Origin of the sequence: Shewanella subflava (assembly GCF_025971955.1) — a bacterium.
In the GTDB taxonomy this organism is placed as follows: Bacteria; Pseudomonadota; Gammaproteobacteria; order Enterobacterales; family Shewanellaceae; genus Shewanella; species Shewanella subflava.
The window spans coordinates 1-15,823 of sequence record NZ_JAPDMX010000029.1; the positions used below are offsets into that span (position 1 = coordinate 1).

Below are 15,823 nucleotides of genomic sequence, written 5' to 3' on the forward strand. Positions count from 1 at the left end.
ATCAAGATGGTTGTTACTTTGATTTACCCAATCGCGATGGACGACGGTTTACGTTTCGCTATCCGTGAAGGTGGCCGCACAGTTGGTGCTGGTGTTGTAGCTAAAATCATCGCTTAATTGCGAATTTAGTTAACACTGAAAAAGGAAGCTTCGGCTTCCTTTTTTGCTTATCTAAGTGGTAATGAAATAAAACACATTTTTTTTGCTAATTTGTGTTGATTAGATTGTCACTCATGTTGCGAATAAAGCTGAATCAGAATACAATCTATGGCCGATTTTTGACCCTGTGCTGTGATGGTTTCTGGGGGTAGCTCGGAAATGTTGTAACAGATTACTGTTACTAAGTAAGCTCAGGTCGTAGTGAGTAACGGAATTAACCGATGACAACAAATACTGAAAGCCAGGGTAACTCTCTGGATATCGTTAAATGGAGCATTGCTGTTTTGCTAGTATTAGCAGCAGTTATTGCTAACCATTTTTTTGCAGAAGCCAATGTAGTGGCTCGTGTAGCTGGCGTAATTGTAACTTTTGCAATTGCTGGTTTCATTGCATTCCAAACCGTAAAAGGTAAGCAAGCACTTTCATTTGCTCACGAAGCACATATTGAAGTGCGTAAAGTGATTTGGCCAACGCGTCAAGAAGCACTTACCACAACGTTTATCGTTCTTGCTGCAACAGGTGTGGTTGCACTGATCCTTTGGGGATTAGACGCAATCTTGTTGCGAGTTGTGAATTTAATTACAGGCGTATAGGCATTTAAACATGACTGAAGCTACAGAAGCGAAAAAAAAATGGTATGTAATTCAGGCCTTTTCTGGCTATGAAGGTCGTGTTTTAAAAACACTGCTTGAGCATATCAAAATGCACAGTATGGAAGCTTACTTTGGTGAGATCCTTGTGCCGACTGAAGAAGTTGTTGAAATGCGTGCGGGTCAACGTCGTAAAAGCGAACGTAAGTTCTTTCCAGGTTATGTATTAGTACAAATGGAAATGAACGATGACAGCTGGCACTTAGTGAAAAGCATTCCACGTGTAATGGGTTTCATTGGTGGTACCTCTGATCGCCCAGCACCGATTTCTGATAAAGAAGCCAATGCGATTTTACAACGCCTACAGGATACGGTTTCGTCTCCTACACACCGTGTTATGTATGAACCTGGTGAAGTGGTGCGTGTATGTGACGGTCCATTTGCTGACTTTAACGGCACAATCGAAGAAGTCGATTACGATAAGAACCGCGTTAAAGTGTCTGTGATGATCTTTGGTCGTTCTACGCCTGTAGAGCTAGATTTTAATCAGGTTGAGAAAAGCTGATTAAAATAACCACAAAAAAATGATTGTTTGCGGGTGTGGATTTTTGTATAATCCGCACCCGTTGTTTTCAGGGGAGCAGATTGGCATGTCGCCGAGATGCGTTTGAACCCAAATAGAGGAAATGTCGACATGGCAAAGAAAATTGAAGCTTATATTAAGCTACAAGTAGCAGCCGGTGCTGCAAACCCGTCTCCACCAGTTGGTCCTGCTTTAGGTCAAAAAGGTGTGAACATCATGGAATTCTGTAAAGCATTCAACGCTCGTACTGAAAAGTTCGAGAAAGGCATGCCAATTCCTGTTGTTATCACTGTATATAACGACCGTTCTTTCACTTTTGAAACTAAGACTCCTCCTGCGTCTTTCCTACTGCTTAAAGCAGCAGGTCTGAAATCAGGTTCTGGCCGTCCTAATACTCAAAAAGTAGGAACTATCAAGCGTAGCGCTGTTCAGGAAATTGCTGAAACTAAAGCCGCTGATATGACTGGTGCTGACATTGAAGCGATGACTCGCTCAATTGAAGGTACTGCACGTTCAATGGGTTTGGTAGTAGAGGACTAATATAATGGCAAAGCTAACTAAGCGCGCTCGCGTTATTCGCGAAAAAGTTGATGCAACAAAACTGTATGACATCAATGAAGCTGTGGCTCTTTTAAAAGAATTAGCAACAGCTAAATTCGTAGAAAGTGTAGACGTAGCTGTAAACCTTGGTATCGATCCTCGTAAATCAGATCAAAACGTGCGTGGTGCTACTGTACTTCCACACGGTACTGGTCGTGAAGTTCGTGTTGCTGTATTCACTCAAGGTGCAAACGCTGAAGCGGCTAAAGCTGCTGGCGCTGAGCTTGTGGGTATGGAAGATTTAGCTGAACAAGTTAAAGCTGGCGAAATGAACTTTGACGTTGTTATCGCATCACCAGACGCAATGCGCGTTGTTGGTATGTTAGGTCAAATTTTAGGCCCACGTGGTTTAATGCCTAACCCTAAAACAGGTACAGTAACGCCAAACGTTGCTGAAGCTGTTAAGAATGCAAAAGCTGGTCAAGTTCGTTACCGCAACGACAAGAACGGTATTATCCACACTACTATCGGTAAAGTGGATTTCACTGCAGAACAGTTAAAAGATAACTTAGAAGCGTTAGTGTCAGCACTGAAAAAGGCTAAGCCTGCAGTTGCTAAAGGCGTTTACGTGAAAAAAGTAAGCATCTCTACCACAATGGGTGCAGGTGTTGCTGTTGACCAAGCTACCTTGGAAGACATTAAGTAATTTTACAAAATGCGTGCGTTAGTCTATAATGCGCGCACTTTGTGGGTTGAAGCTCATTTTATCCAACATTAACCTAATTAATTAGGTTTGTTGAGTAACAAGAGAGCTTCCGTCCAAGACCGCAGGTGTCGTTGATAAAATGCACTTAATTTCCTGCGTAGACGGTGTCAGGCCCCAGCTAATTTTTTTACTGGAAATCTGCACCGTAAGTAATCAAATACATGTTGTATTTGGTTTGGTAAATACTAGGGAATAACCCTAGGTGGAATCCAGGAGTAAAGCCAATGGCATTAAGACTCGAAGACAAAAAGGCAATTGTTGCTGAAGTCAACGAAGCTGCCAAAGGTGCACTTTCTGCAGTTGTAGCCGATTCACGCGGCGTAACTGTAGGTGCTATGACCGTTTTGCGTAAAGCAGCTCGCGCTAATGGTGTTTATGTACGTGTAGTACGTAACACTTTAGCTAAGCGTGCAGTTGAAGGTACTTCATTTGAATGCCTAGCAGAAACGTTTACTGGCCCAACTTTATTAGCTTTCTCTACAGAGCATCCAGGTGCTGCAGCGCGTCTTTTAAAAGATTTCGCTAAAGAGCAAGCTAAGTTTGAAGTTAAAGGTGCAGCTTTCGAAGGGAACTTTATCCCTGCAGCTGATATTGATCGTTTAGCGAAACTACCAACATACGAAGAAGCACTAGCTCAGTTAATGATGACTATGAAAGAAGCATCTGCTGGCAAGTTCGTTCGTACATTGGCCGCCCTTCGCGATCAAAAACAAGACGCCGCTTAATTTTAAGCTGGCCGCTTAATCAAATTGAATTCAGAACAATAGGAAATATTTCTAATGTCTATCACTAAAGACCAAATTTTAGAAGCTTTTGCAGCAATGTCTGTAATGGAAGTTGTTGAACTAATCGAAGCAATGGAAGAGAAGTTCGGCGTTTCTGCTGCTGCAGCAGTAGTATCTGGCGGCGGCGACGCTGGCGCAGCTGCTGAAGAACAAACAGAATTCGACGTAATTCTAACTTCACACGGTGCTAACAAAGTTGCAGTTATTAAAGCTCTACGTGGCGCAACTGGTTTAGGCTTAAAAGAAGCTAAAACTATGGCTGAATCTTCTCCAATCGCTGTTAAAGAAGGCGTTTCTAAAGAAGAAGCTGAAGCACTTAAAGCTGAGCTATTAGAAGCTGGCGCTGAAGTTGAAATCAAGTAAGTTTTAATTAACTTACCTGTCACCTAAGAAATTAGGTGAAGGCTGGCGGTTTTTTAACCGTCGGCCTTTTTTGCGCTTTATGCGCAGGCGATTTTTATTCACCGTTTATCGCCAGTTTTAGCAGTTCCTAGCAGAGATTACTGGTTAGGTTCTTGCGACAACGGTGACGGGCAAACGTGCTGATTTAATTAAATTTATTTCAGTCTTGGTCACATTTCGTAAGTAGAGGAAACCCATGGTTTACTCCTATTCTGAAAAGAAGCGTATTCGCAAAGACTTTGGTAAGCGTCCAAAAGTTTTGGACATCCCTTATTTATTGTCTATCCAGTTAGACTCTTTTAAGAAGTTCACCGATCAAGATCCTACGGGTGAGCGCGGTTTTGAAGCGGCATTTCGTAGCGTTTTTCCTATCAAGAGCTTTTCTGGTTACTCTGAGCTGCAATATGTTAGCTATAAACTAGGCGAGCCAGTTTTTGATGTGAAAGAATGTCAGATCCGCGGTGTCACTTATTCTGCTCCACTGCGCGTTAAATTACGCATGGTGTTGTTTGATCGTGAAGCTGCAGCTGGCACAGTAAAAGATATTAAAGAACAAGAAGTCTATATGGGTGATATCCCATTGATGACTGAAAATGGTACGTTTGTAATTAACGGTACTGAGCGTGTAATCGTATCGCAATTACACCGTAGTCCAGGCGTATTCTTTGATCATGACCGTGGTAAAACCCACTCTTCTGGTAAGGTGCTGTATAACGCACGTATTATTCCTTACCGTGGTTCATGGCTTGACTTTGAATTCGACCCTAAAGACGCATTGTTCGTCCGTATTGACCGTCGCCGTAAATTACCTGCGACTATCATGCTACGCGCTTTAGATTACTCAACTCAAGACATCTTAGACTTATTCTTCGAACGTATTGAATTCAAGATTAAGAAAGACTCTTTAGTGATGGCATTAGTCCCTGATCGCTTACGTGGCGAAACAGCAAGCTATGACATTAAAGATGCTGAAGGTAGTCTATTAGTTGAAGCGGGTCGTCGTATTACTGCGCGCCATATTAAGCAACTTGAAAAAACCAACACAACTGAGCTTGAAGTGCCAGTTGATTACATTGTTGGTAAGTATGCTGCACAAGATTACATCGATGAAGATACAGGTGAAGTATTAGTTACGGCTAACACTGAAATCACCTTAGAAGATTTAGCTAATTTATCGTTAGCTGGCATCAAAAACATTGATACGCTGTTTATCAATGACCTTGATCACGGTGCTTACATCGCTGACACCCTACGTATTGATTCAACAACTAACCGCTTAGAAGCGTTAGTTGAAATCTACCGTATGATGCGTCCTGGCGAGCCACCAACCAAAGATGCAGCCGAAGGTTTATTCCAAAACCTATTCTTCAGTGAAGAACGTTATGACTTATCAAAAGTAGGTCGTATGAAGTTCAACCGTCGTCTTGAAATTGCAGAAGACGAAGGCACTGGCGTATTGTCTAAAGAAGACATCGTTTGCGTTATGAAGAAAATCATCGAAATCCGTAATGGTTACGATGAAGTTGACGACATTGACCACTTAGGTAACCGTCGTATTCGTAGCGTAGGTGAAATGGCTGAAAACCAATTCCGTGTTGGTTTAGTACGTGTTGAGCGTGCAGTTCGTGAACGTCTATCTTTAGGCGATTTAAATGAACTTATGCCACAGGACTTAATTAACGCTAAGCCTATTTCTGCGGCAGTGAAAGAATTCTTCGGTTCTTCACAGTTGTCACAGTTTATGGATCAAAACAACCCGCTATCAGAAGTTACGCATAAGCGTCGTATTTCTGCCCTTGGCCCAGGTGGTTTGACTCGTGAACGTGCAGGCTTCGAAGTCCGTGACGTACATCCAACTCACTACGGTCGTTTATGTCCAATTGAGACTCCTGAGGGTCCAAACATTGGTCTAATCAACTCGCTAGCAAGTTTTGCGCGTACTAACTCTTATGGTTTCTTAGAAACACCTTACCGCAAGGTAGTTGATGGTGTGATTACTGATGAAGTGGAATACTTATCAGCAATTGAAGAAGGCCGTTATGTTATTGCACAGGCAAACATTGAAGTTGATTCAGATGGCCGTATGGTTGAAGAGCAAATTGCTTGTCGTCATAAAGGTGAATCAACCTTTATGCGTGCGGCTGATGTTCAATATATGGACGTATCACCACAACAGATTATTTCTGTTGCAGCATCACTCATTCCGTTCTTAGAACACGATGATGCTAACCGTGCATTGATGGGTGCAAACATGCAACGTCAAGCCGTGCCTACTTTACGTGCTGATAAGCCGTTAGTGGGTACTGGTATTGAACGTACGCTTGCTGTTGACTCTGGCGTGGTTGTCGCTGCAAAACGTGGTGGTGTGGTTGACTATGTTGATGCTAGCCGTATCGTTGTTAAAGTGAATGAAGATGAGCTACGCCCAGGCGAAGCGGGTATCGACATTTACAACTTAACTAAGTACACCCGTTCTAACCAAAATACCTGTATTAACCAACGTCCATGTTGTTTTGTTGGTGATCCAGTGGTTCGTGGTGACGTGTTAGCTGATGGCCCATCTACCGACTTAGGTGATTTGGCTCTTGGTCAAAACATGCGTATCGCATTCATGCCTTGGAATGGTTATAACTTCGAAGATTCGATCTTAATTTCTGAGCGCGTAGCGCAAGAAGACCGTTTCACTACTATTCACATTCAAGAATTATCATGTATTGCACGTGATACTAAACTTGGAAGCGAAGAAATCACCGCTGATATTCCAAACGTAGGTGAGTCTGCTTTATCTAAATTAGATGAATCAGGTATCGTTTACATTGGTGCAGAAGTGAAGGGTGGCGACATTCTTGTGGGTAAAGTGACACCTAAAGGTGAAACCCAACTAACCCCAGAAGAGAAGCTATTGCGTGCTATTTTCGGTGAAAAAGCCTCTGATGTTAAGGACAGCTCTTTAAGAGTGCCTAACTCAGTTAAAGGTACCATCATCGACGTACAAGTATTTACTCGTGACGGCGTAGAAAAAGATAAGCGTGCGCTTGAAATTGAAGACATGCACGTTCGTCAAGCACGTAAAGATTTAGGCGAAGAGTTCAAGATCCTTGAAGACGGTGTGTTAGGTCGTGCACGTAACTTATTATTAGCTGCTGGCTTCTCTGAAGCGAAATTAGCTGAGTTACCTCGTAAAGACTTACTTATCCAAGTAATTGACGATGAAGCAAAACAAACGGAACTAGAACAGTTAGCTGAACAGCATGAAGAGCTGCGCGCTGACTTTGATAAGAAGTTTGAAATCAAACGTCGTAAAATTACTCAAGGTGATGACTTAGCACCTGGCGTACTAAAAATTGTTAAGGTTTACTTAGCCGTTAAACGTACTATCCAGCCTGGTGATAAGATGGCGGGTCGTCATGGTAACAAAGGTGTTATCTCGAAGATTTGTCCAGTTGAAGACATGCCATATGATCATGAAGGTAATCCAGTCGACATCGTACTAAACCCATTGGGCGTACCATCGCGTATGAACATCGGTCAGGTACTTGAAGTCCACATGGGTGCTGCGGCTAAAGGTATCGGTAATCGTATTACCGCAATGCTAGAAGAGCAGCGCGAACTTGCAGAACTTCGTGAATATATCAAGCAGGTTTATGAATTAGGTGATGACGTGTTACAACGCGTTGATATCGATTCATTCTCTGATGATGAAATTATGCGTCTTGCCAAGAATCTCAAGGGTGGTATTCCAATTGCTACTCCAGCATTCGATGGTGCTAAAGAGAAAGAGATCAAGCAAATGCTTGCTCTTGCAGGCTTACCTGAATCGGGTCAGTTGTCTTTATACGACGGCCGTACCGGTAACGAATTTGAGCGTAAAGTAACCGTAGGTTACATGTATATGCTTAAACTGAACCACTTAGTTGATGACAAGATGCACGCCCGTTCTACAGGCTCGTACAGCTTAGTGACTCAACAACCATTGGGCGGTAAAGCGCAATTCGGTGGTCAGCGTTTCGGTGAGATGGAAGTGTGGGCACTTGAAGCATACGGTGCGGCTTATACTCTACAGGAAATGCTAACAGTTAAGTCAGATGACGTTAACGGTCGTACACAGATGTATAAAAACATCGTCGACGGTAACCATCAGATGCAACCAGGTATGCCTGAATCTTTCAACGTATTGTTGAAGGAAATTCGTTCACTTGGTATTAATATCGAGCTGGATCAAGAGTAAGCATCGCACTTAAGCAATGTTTGGTAACCAAGGGTGCTTTGCACATGCAAAGCACCTGGTTTAACTCCTTCAGGAGAGAAACGTGAAAGACTTATTAAAGTTTCTTAAACAGCAAAGCAAGACTGAAGAATTTAACGGTATTAAAATTGGTTTGGCTTCGCCAGACCTAATCCGTTCTTGGTCATTTGGTGAAGTTAAAAAGCCAGAAACCATTAACTACCGTACATTCAAGCCTGAGCGTGAAGGTTTGTTCTGTGCGCGTATCTTTGGTCCAGTTAAAGATTACGAATGTTTGTGTGGTAAATACAAACGTCTTAAGCACCGTGGTGTCATCTGTGAAAAGTGTGGCGTAGAAGTTACCCAGACTAAAGTGCGTCGTGAGCGCATGGGTCACATTGAACTGGCAAGTCCAGTTGCCCACATTTGGTTCTTAAAATCACTTCCGTCTCGTATTGGCTTAATGCTAGATATGACGTTACGTGATATTGAACGCGTATTGTACTTTGAATCATTTGTTGTGATCGAGCCTGGCATGACCACGCTTGAGCGCGGTCAAATGCTTACTGAAGAAACGTATTTAGATGCGTTAGAAGAGTACGGCGATGAGTTCGAAGCTAAGATGGGTGCCGAAGCAGTTCTAGAATTGCTACGCGCTATCGATCTTGAGCAACAAATCGAGCAAATGCGCGAAGAATTACCATCAATCAATTCAGAAACTCGTCGCAAGAAAGTGACTAAGCGTCTGAAATTGATGGAAGCATTCTTCTCATCTGGCAACAAGCCAGAGTGGATGATCTTAAAAGTATTACCGGTTCTTCCACCTGATCTACGTCCATTAGTGCCGTTAGATGGTGGTCGTTTCGCGACATCTGATCTTAACGATCTATACCGTCGTGTTATCAACCGTAACAACCGTTTGAAGCGTCTATTAGACCTAGCTGCACCAGATATTATCGTACGTAACGAAAAACGTATGTTACAAGAATCTGTCGATGCACTATTAGACAACGGTCGTCGTGGTCGTGCTATCACCGGTTCTAACAAGCGTCCGCTTAAGTCTTTGGCAGATATGATCAAAGGTAAGCAAGGTCGTTTCCGTCAGAACTTACTTGGTAAGCGTGTTGACTACTCTGGTCGTTCGGTAATTACCGTAGGTCCTACTTTACGTTTGCATCAATGTGGTCTTCCAAAGAAGATGGCACTTGAGCTATTCAAACCATTTATTTATGGCAAGTTAGAAGGTCGTGGTCTAGCCACTACCATTAAAGCTGCTAAGAAAATGGTTGAGCGTGAACAGGCTGAAGTATGGGATGTATTAGACGAAGTGATTCGTGAACATCCAGTGATGCTTAACCGTGCGCCAACACTTCACAGACTGGGTATTCAAGCATTTGAGCCTGTTCTGATTGAAGGTAAAGCAATTCAATTACACCCGTTAGTCTGTGCGGCGTATAACGCTGACTTCGACGGTGACCAAATGGCGGTACACGTACCATTAACGCTTGAAGCTCAGTTAGAAGCTCGTGCGCTAATGATGTCTACCAACAACATTTTATCACCTGCTAACGGTGAGCCTGTTATTACTCCGTCTCAGGACGTTGTATTAGGTTTGTACTACACCAGCCGTGAATGTATCAACGGTAAAGGTGAAGGCATGGCATTCGCTTCAGTTGCTGAAGTAGAAAAAGCTTACGCCACAGGTGCTGCTGAATTACACGCTCGCGTTAAAGTACGTATTACTGAAACCCAAATTGCGGATGATGGCGAAAAAACAAAAGCAACACGTATTGTTGATACAACAGTAGGCCGTGCTTTGTTATCGATCATTCTGCCTGAAGGTTTATCTTATGATCTGGTTAACCAGAACATGGGTAAGAAGCAGATCTCTAAACTGTTGAACACCTGTTATCGCCAATTAGGTTTGAAAGATACCGTTATCTTTGCTGACCAATTGATGTATACCGGTTTCCGTTTTGCAACCATTTCAGGTGCCTCTGTAGGTATCGATGATATGGTTATTCCAGACGAGAAATATACCTTAGTTGCTGATGCTGAAGCTGAAGTGCTTGAAATTCAAGAACAGTTCCAATCAGGTCTTGTAACTGCAGGTGAACGTTACAACAAAGTTATCGATATTTGGGCATCTGCCAACGAAAAAGTATCGAAAGCGATGATGGAAAACTTGTCAACTGAGACAGTGATTAATCGTGATGGCGTACCTGAACAACAAGCATCGTTTAACAGCATCTATATGATGGCTGACTCAGGCGCTCGTGGTAGTGCTGCACAGATCCGTCAGTTAGCGGGTATGCGTGGTCTGATGGCTAAGCCAGATGGCTCGATTATCGAAACCCCAATTACGGCTAACTTCCGTGAAGGTCTAAACGTACTCCAGTACTTTATTTCTACTCACGGTGCGCGTAAAGGTCTTGCCGATACCGCATTGAAAACAGCTAACTCGGGTTACCTAACTCGTCGTCTTGTGGACGTTGCTCAAGATTTAGTAGTAGTTGAAGATGATTGTGGTGTTGAACACGGTCTAACAATGAAGCCGCTCATTGAAGGTGGTGATGTTGTTGAGCCATTACGTGAACGCGTATTGGGTCGTGTTGTTGCTGTTGATGTATTAAAGCCAGGTTCAGAAGAGATTCTAGCTCCGCGTAATACATTACTTGATGAAGCATGGTGTGACACGTTAGAAGAGCACAGCGTTGACGAAGTTATCGTTCGCTCTGTAATCACTTGTGATACTGACTTTGGTGTGTGTGCGGCATGTTATGGCCGTGACTTAGCACGTGGTCATATCATTAACCATGGTGAAGCGATTGGTGTGGTTGCGGCTCAATCTATTGGTGAACCCGGTACACAGCTTACCATGCGTACGTTCCACATCGGTGGTGCTGCATCTCGTGCGTCAGCAGAAAACAACGTTCAAGTTAAGAACGCAGGTTCTCTGAAGTTACATAATGCGAAGCATGTTTCAAACATCGACGGTAAACTTGTAATCGTTTCTCGTTCTTCTGAACTTGCCATCATCGATGAGCTAGGTCGTGAGAAAGAGCGTTACAAAGTGCCTTACGGTACCGTACTAGAAAAATTGGAAGACAGTGAAGTTACCGCTGGCGAAATTATCGCTAACTGGGATCCACATACTCACCCAATTATTTCTGAAGTAGCAGGTTCGGTTAAGTTTGTTGATATGATCGACGGCGTAACCATGACGCGTCAAACTGACGAGTTAACCGGTCTTTCTTCTGTAGTCGTGCTTGACGTTGGTGCGCGTACTTCAGCAGGTAAAGAAATGCGTCCTGCTATTCGCTTAGTTGATGCTGATGGTAATGACTTAATGATCCCAGGTACTGACGTACCGGCTCAATACTTCTTACCTGGCAATGCGATTGTAGCAAAAGACGATAACGCGAAAATTAACGTTGGTGACGCATTAGCACGTATTCCTCAAGAATCGTCTAAAACACGCGACATCACCGGTGGTTTACCACGTGTTGCTGACTTGTTCGAAGCGCGTAAGCCAAAAGAACCTGCAATTCTTGCTGAAATCTCAGGTACCATTTCATTTGGTAAAGAGACAAAAGGCAAGCGTCGTCTAGTGATTACTCCTGCTGATGGTGGCGATCACTATGAAGAGATGATCCCTAAATGGCGTAACTTAAACGTGTTCGAAGGTGAAAAAGTTGAACGCGGTGAAGTTATCGCTGACGGCCCAGAAGCAGCGCACGATATTCTACGTCTTCGTGGTATTCATCATGTAGCTAACTACATTGTGAACGAAGTACAGGATGTTTACCGTCTTCAGGGTGTAAAGATCAACGATAAGCATATCGAAGTGATCATTCGTCAGATGCTACGTAAGTGTATTATCACTTCAGCAGGCGACAGTGAGTTCTTAGAAGGTGAGCAAGCAGAAGTTGCCCGCGTTAAGATCGCTAACCGCGAACTTGAAGCACAAGGCAAAATGCCGGCATTGTTTGAACGTGAATTATTAGGTATTACTAAAGCTTCTTTAGCAACCGAATCATTCATTTCAGCAGCATCGTTCCAAGAAACGACGCGTGTACTAACCGAAGCTGCCGTTGGCGGTAAGAGCGATCCATTACGTGGCCTGAAAGAAAACGTAATTGTTGGACGTTTGATCCCTGCAGGTACGGGTTATGCATATCACAAGACTCGTAACGAAGAACGTGCTAAAGCAGCAACGACAGGTGGCAAAGTTGAAGCACCTACTGTGACTGCAAGTGAAGCCGAACAGAACTTAGCAGACTTACTAAACTTGGCTGGAAGTCAGGATTAAGTTGCAAAACTGTTAACAAAAGGCGCCTTTGGCGCCTTTTTTCTTCGAATTTCGATCAAAAGTTGGCTATTTCTTGACAGAATGGCATTACCTTTCTAAAATTCCGCGTCCCATCATTGTGGGATATAGATTTTTCACACCTAATTGTTGAGTAATTCAACTGTCGGAGCTATACATGGCAACTGTAAACCAGTTGGTACGTAAGCCACGTGCGCCAAAAGTCGAAAAGACCAATGTGCCTGCGTTGAATGCGTGCCCACAAAAACGTGGTGTTTGTACTCGTGTGTACACTACAACACCTAAAAAACCTAACTCTGCACTACGTAAAGTAGCTCGTGTGCGTCTAACTAACGGTTTCGAAGTAACTTCGTACATCGGTGGTGAAGGCCATAACTTGCAGGAACACAGTGTTATCCTAATCCGTGGTGGTCGTGTTAAAGACTTACCTGGTGTGCGTTACCACACTGTTCGTGGCGCATTAGACTGTGCTGGCGTGACTACACGTCGCCAAGGCCGTTCTAAGTACGGTGCTAAGCGTCCTAAGTCTTAACGTATCCCGTTAAAAGTAAGGCCAAGCTAGTATTTATTTAACATTCCAGTTTTGGAAATACCTGAAGCATACGGAGAATTGATATGCCAAGACGTCGCGTTGTAGGACAACGTAAAATCCTACCAGATCCAAAGTTTCACAGTGAGTTGTTGGCTAAGTTCATCAACGTCATTATGCAGGACGGCAAAAAGTCGACTGCTGAAAAAATTATCTACAAGGCATTAGATGTTGTCGCTGAAAAGAAAAGCGAAGATCATTTAACAATCCTTGAAGCAGCACTTGATAACGTTCGCCCATCAGTCGAGGTTAAATCTCGTCGTGTTGGTGGTTCAACGTATCAAGTACCATGTGAAGTTCGTCCAGTGCGTCGTAACGCACTAGCGATGCGCTGGTTAGTTGAAGCTGCTCGCAAGCGTGGTGAAAAATCTATGGCTCTACGTCTAGCAGGTGAAATGCTAGATGCGTCTGAAAACAAAGGTACTGCTGTTAAGAAGCGTGAAGACGTGCATCGCATGGCTGAAGCTAACAAAGCCTTTGCTCATTACCGTTGGTAATATAATGGAGCGGGCATTAGCCCGCTCCATATTGTTGATATTGTCTAAAGCAAAATTTGTTTTAGTTGAGAGGGTATAAAAGTGGCTCGTACAACCCCAATTGAGCGTTATCGAAATATCGGTATTGTTGCTCATGTGGATGCAGGTAAAACTACCACAACAGAACGTGTTCTGTTCTATACCGGTCTGTCTCATAAAATTGGTGAGGTGCATGACGGCGCCGCCACAACGGACTGGATGGTACAAGAGCAAGAGCGTGGTATTACTATTACCTCTGCTGCTGTTACCACTTTCTGGCGTGGTATGGATGCTCAGTACACCGAACACCGTATTAATATCATCGATACCCCAGGTCACGTTGATTTCACGATTGAAGTTGAGCGTTCGTTACGTGTATTAGATGGTGCAGTAGTTGTTTTCTGTGGATCTTCTGGCGTTGAGCCTCAATCAGAAACCGTATGGCGCCAGGCTGACAAATACCGCGTTCCACGCATCGTATTTGTCAACAAAATGGACCGTACAGGTGCTGACTTTGATCGTGTGATCAAACAAATCCGTAATCGTCTTGGAGCGACTTGTGTGCCTATTCAAATGAATATTGGTACAGAAGAAGATTTCAAAGGGGTTATTGATTTGATTAAGATGAAAGCCATCAACTGGTCTGAAGAAGATCAAGGGATGACGTTCACTTATGAAGAAATTCCTGCACATCTTGCTGCCAAAGCAGCGGAGATGCATGAGTATCTAGTGGAAGCAGCTGCTGAAGCCTCTGAAGAGTTAATGGATAAATACCTTGAAGAAGGTGAGTTATCTGAGACAGAAATCAAGCAAGCACTGCGTCAGCGCACAATTAATAATGAAATTGTCTTAGCAACTTGTGGTTCTGCATTTAAGAACAAAGGTGTTCAGGCTGTGTTAGATGCGGTTGTTGACTTTTTACCAGCGCCTATCGATGTACCTGCAATTAAAGGTATTGACGAGAACGATGAAGAAGTTGAACGTCCATCTGACGATAATGCGCCATTTTCCGCATTAGCATTTAAAATTGCGACTGATCCATTTGTTGGTACATTAACCTTTATACGTGTGTACTCCGGCGTACTGCAAACGGGTGCAGCCGTTTATAACTCTGTTAAACAGAAACGTGAACGTATTGGTCGTATGGTGCAAATGCACGCAAACGATCGCACTGAGTTAAAAGAAGTGCGCGCAGGTGATATTGCCGCGGCTATTGGTTTAAAAGAAGTAACAACGGGTGATACTCTTTGCGATAATGATCACAAAGTGATTCTTGAGCGCATGGAGTTCCCGGAACCGGTAATTACCATTGCCGTTGAGCCTCGTTCAAAAGCTGACCAAGATAAAATGGCCATTGCGTTGCAAAAATTAGCAGCGGAAGATCCATCATTCAAAGTCGAAACTGATCAAGATTCAGCTCAAACACTGATCTCTGGAATGGGTGAGCTACACTTAGACATTATCGTTGACCGTATGCGTCGCGAGTTCAGCGTCGAGTGTAATGTAGGTAAACCACAAGTTGCCTACCGCGAAACAATTCGTTCAAGTGTTGAAGTGGAAGGTAAGTTCGTACGTCAATCTGGTGGCCGAGGTCAATTTGGTCATGTGTGGCTTAGATTAGAGCCGCGCGAAGAAGGAGAAGGCTACGAATTTGTCAACGAGACAGTGGGTGGCGTTATTCCACGTGAATACATTCCTGCGGTTGACAAAGGTATTCAAGAACAGATGAAGAACGGTGTTTTAGCTGGCTACCCTGTGCTTGACGTTAAAGTCACTTTGTTCGATGGTTCATATCATGATGTGGACTCGAATGAAATGGCATTTAAAATTGCAGGTTCTATGGGCTTCAAAAAGGGTGCGCTAGAAGCAAGCCCTGTGTTGCTCGAACCTTGTATGAAAGTAGAAGTGACTACACCTGAAAATTACATGGGCGACGTAGTAGGTGACTTAAACCGCCGTCGTGGCATAATTGAAGGAATGGATGATGGCATCGCTGGTGTTAAAATTATCCAAGCGGTAGTCCCTCTATCTGAAATGTTTGGTTATGCAACTGATTTGCGCTCTGCATCTCAGGGTCGTGCTTCTTACTCTATGGAGTTTTTGAAGTACACTGATGCACCGCAAAACATTGCAAAAGCGATTATAGAATCTCGTAACTAATAGTGGTTACGGCATAAATGTTATATTGCTCGAATTTAACGAGCACTTCTGAAAAGAAAGGAATATATCGTGGCAAAAGCTAAATTTGAACGTAATAAGCCTCACGTAAACGTAGGCACCATCGGTCACGTTGACCATGGTAAAACAACTTTAACTGCAGCTATCTCTGCTGTGTTATC

At 43.4% G+C, this 15,823-nt stretch carries 13 protein-coding genes; all 13 read left to right on the forward strand.

Going from position 1 to position 15,823, the window contains the following annotated elements; genetic code table 11:
* Nucleotides 1-117: EF-Tu C-terminal domain-related protein (locus tag OHT75_RS14275; protein WP_264727822.1), on the forward strand; the 117-nt coding region annotated here is incomplete at its 5' end.
* Nucleotides 118-380: 263 nt separating this feature from the next.
* Nucleotides 381-752, forward strand: a complete 372-nt coding sequence (secE, locus tag OHT75_RS14280; RefSeq protein WP_264727802.1) for a preprotein translocase subunit SecE — start codon at nt 381-383, stop codon at nt 750-752.
* 10 nt (nt 753-762) lie between these two features.
* Nucleotides 763-1,314 (forward strand): transcription termination/antitermination protein NusG, encoded by a 552-nt coding sequence (nusG, locus tag OHT75_RS14285; protein ID WP_264727804.1) that lies wholly within the window; start codon nt 763-765, stop codon nt 1,312-1,314.
* Between the two features lie 129 nt (nt 1,315-1,443).
* On the forward strand, nt 1,444-1,872 hold the full coding sequence (gene rplK, locus OHT75_RS14290; RefSeq protein WP_160056465.1) for a 50S ribosomal protein L11: 429 nt from the start codon (nt 1,444-1,446) through the stop codon (nt 1,870-1,872).
* Nucleotides 1,873-1,876: 4 nt separating this feature from the next.
* Nucleotides 1,877-2,578 (forward strand): 50S ribosomal protein L1, encoded by a 702-nt coding sequence (rplA, locus tag OHT75_RS14295; protein WP_264727808.1) that lies wholly within the window; start codon nt 1,877-1,879, stop codon nt 2,576-2,578.
* Nucleotides 2,579-2,862: 284 nt separating this feature from the next.
* Nucleotides 2,863-3,363, forward strand: a complete 501-nt coding sequence (gene rplJ / locus OHT75_RS14300) for a 50S ribosomal protein L10 (RefSeq protein WP_264727809.1) — start codon at nt 2,863-2,865, stop codon at nt 3,361-3,363.
* A 54-nt stretch (nt 3,364-3,417) separates the two neighbouring features.
* Entirely contained in the window at nt 3,418-3,786 is a 369-nt protein-coding gene (gene rplL / locus OHT75_RS14305) for a 50S ribosomal protein L7/L12 (RefSeq protein ID WP_264727811.1), read from the forward strand.
* Nucleotides 3,787-4,021: 235 nt separating this feature from the next.
* The gene (gene rpoB, locus OHT75_RS14310) at nt 4,022-8,053 is read left to right on the forward strand and encodes a DNA-directed RNA polymerase subunit beta (protein WP_264727813.1); all 4,032 of its coding nucleotides are present in this window, start codon (nt 4,022-4,024) and stop codon (nt 8,051-8,053) included.
* 82 nt (nt 8,054-8,135) lie between these two features.
* Nucleotides 8,136-12,362 (forward strand): DNA-directed RNA polymerase subunit beta', encoded by a 4,227-nt coding sequence (rpoC, locus tag OHT75_RS14315; protein WP_264727815.1) that lies wholly within the window; start codon nt 8,136-8,138, stop codon nt 12,360-12,362.
* Between the two features lie 175 nt (nt 12,363-12,537).
* Nucleotides 12,538-12,912: a 30S ribosomal protein S12 gene (gene rpsL, locus OHT75_RS14320; protein ID WP_025823559.1), complete on the forward strand. Its 375-nt coding sequence runs from the start codon at nt 12,538-12,540 to the stop codon at nt 12,910-12,912.
* 83 nt (nt 12,913-12,995) lie between these two features.
* Entirely contained in the window at nt 12,996-13,466 is a 471-nt protein-coding gene (gene rpsG / locus OHT75_RS14325; RefSeq protein ID WP_188843842.1) for a 30S ribosomal protein S7, read from the forward strand.
* Nucleotides 13,467-13,547: 81 nt separating this feature from the next.
* Nucleotides 13,548-15,644 carry an elongation factor G gene (gene fusA / locus OHT75_RS14330; protein WP_264727820.1) on the forward strand — a complete coding sequence of 699 codons (2,097 nt, stop codon included), beginning with the start codon at nt 13,548-13,550 and terminating at the stop codon, nt 15,642-15,644.
* Nucleotides 15,645-15,713: 69 nt separating this feature from the next.
* Nucleotides 15,714-15,823: GTP-binding protein (locus tag OHT75_RS14335; protein WP_264725306.1), on the forward strand; the 110-nt coding region annotated here is incomplete at its 3' end.

Bases quoted from the DNA above. Each gene is read 5' to 3' on its own strand.
- secE (WP_264727802.1), top strand. From the start codon at position 381: ATGACAACAAATACTGAAAGCCAGGGTAACTCTCTGGATATCGTTAAA.
- nusG (WP_264727804.1), top strand. From the start codon at position 763: ATGACTGAAGCTACAGAAGCGAAAAAAAAATGGTATGTAATTCAGGCC.
- rplK (WP_160056465.1), top strand. From the start codon at position 1,444: ATGGCAAAGAAAATTGAAGCTTATATTAAGCTACAAGTAGCAGCCGGT.
- rplA (WP_264727808.1), top strand. From the start codon at position 1,877: ATGGCAAAGCTAACTAAGCGCGCTCGCGTTATTCGCGAAAAAGTTGAT.
- rplJ (WP_264727809.1), top strand. From the start codon at position 2,863: ATGGCATTAAGACTCGAAGACAAAAAGGCAATTGTTGCTGAAGTCAAC.
- rplL (WP_264727811.1), top strand. From the start codon at position 3,418: ATGTCTATCACTAAAGACCAAATTTTAGAAGCTTTTGCAGCAATGTCT.
- rpoB (WP_264727813.1), top strand. From the start codon at position 4,022: ATGGTTTACTCCTATTCTGAAAAGAAGCGTATTCGCAAAGACTTTGGT.
- rpsL (WP_025823559.1), top strand. From the start codon at position 12,538: ATGGCAACTGTAAACCAGTTGGTACGTAAGCCACGTGCGCCAAAAGTC.
- rpsG (WP_188843842.1), top strand. From the start codon at position 12,996: ATGCCAAGACGTCGCGTTGTAGGACAACGTAAAATCCTACCAGATCCA.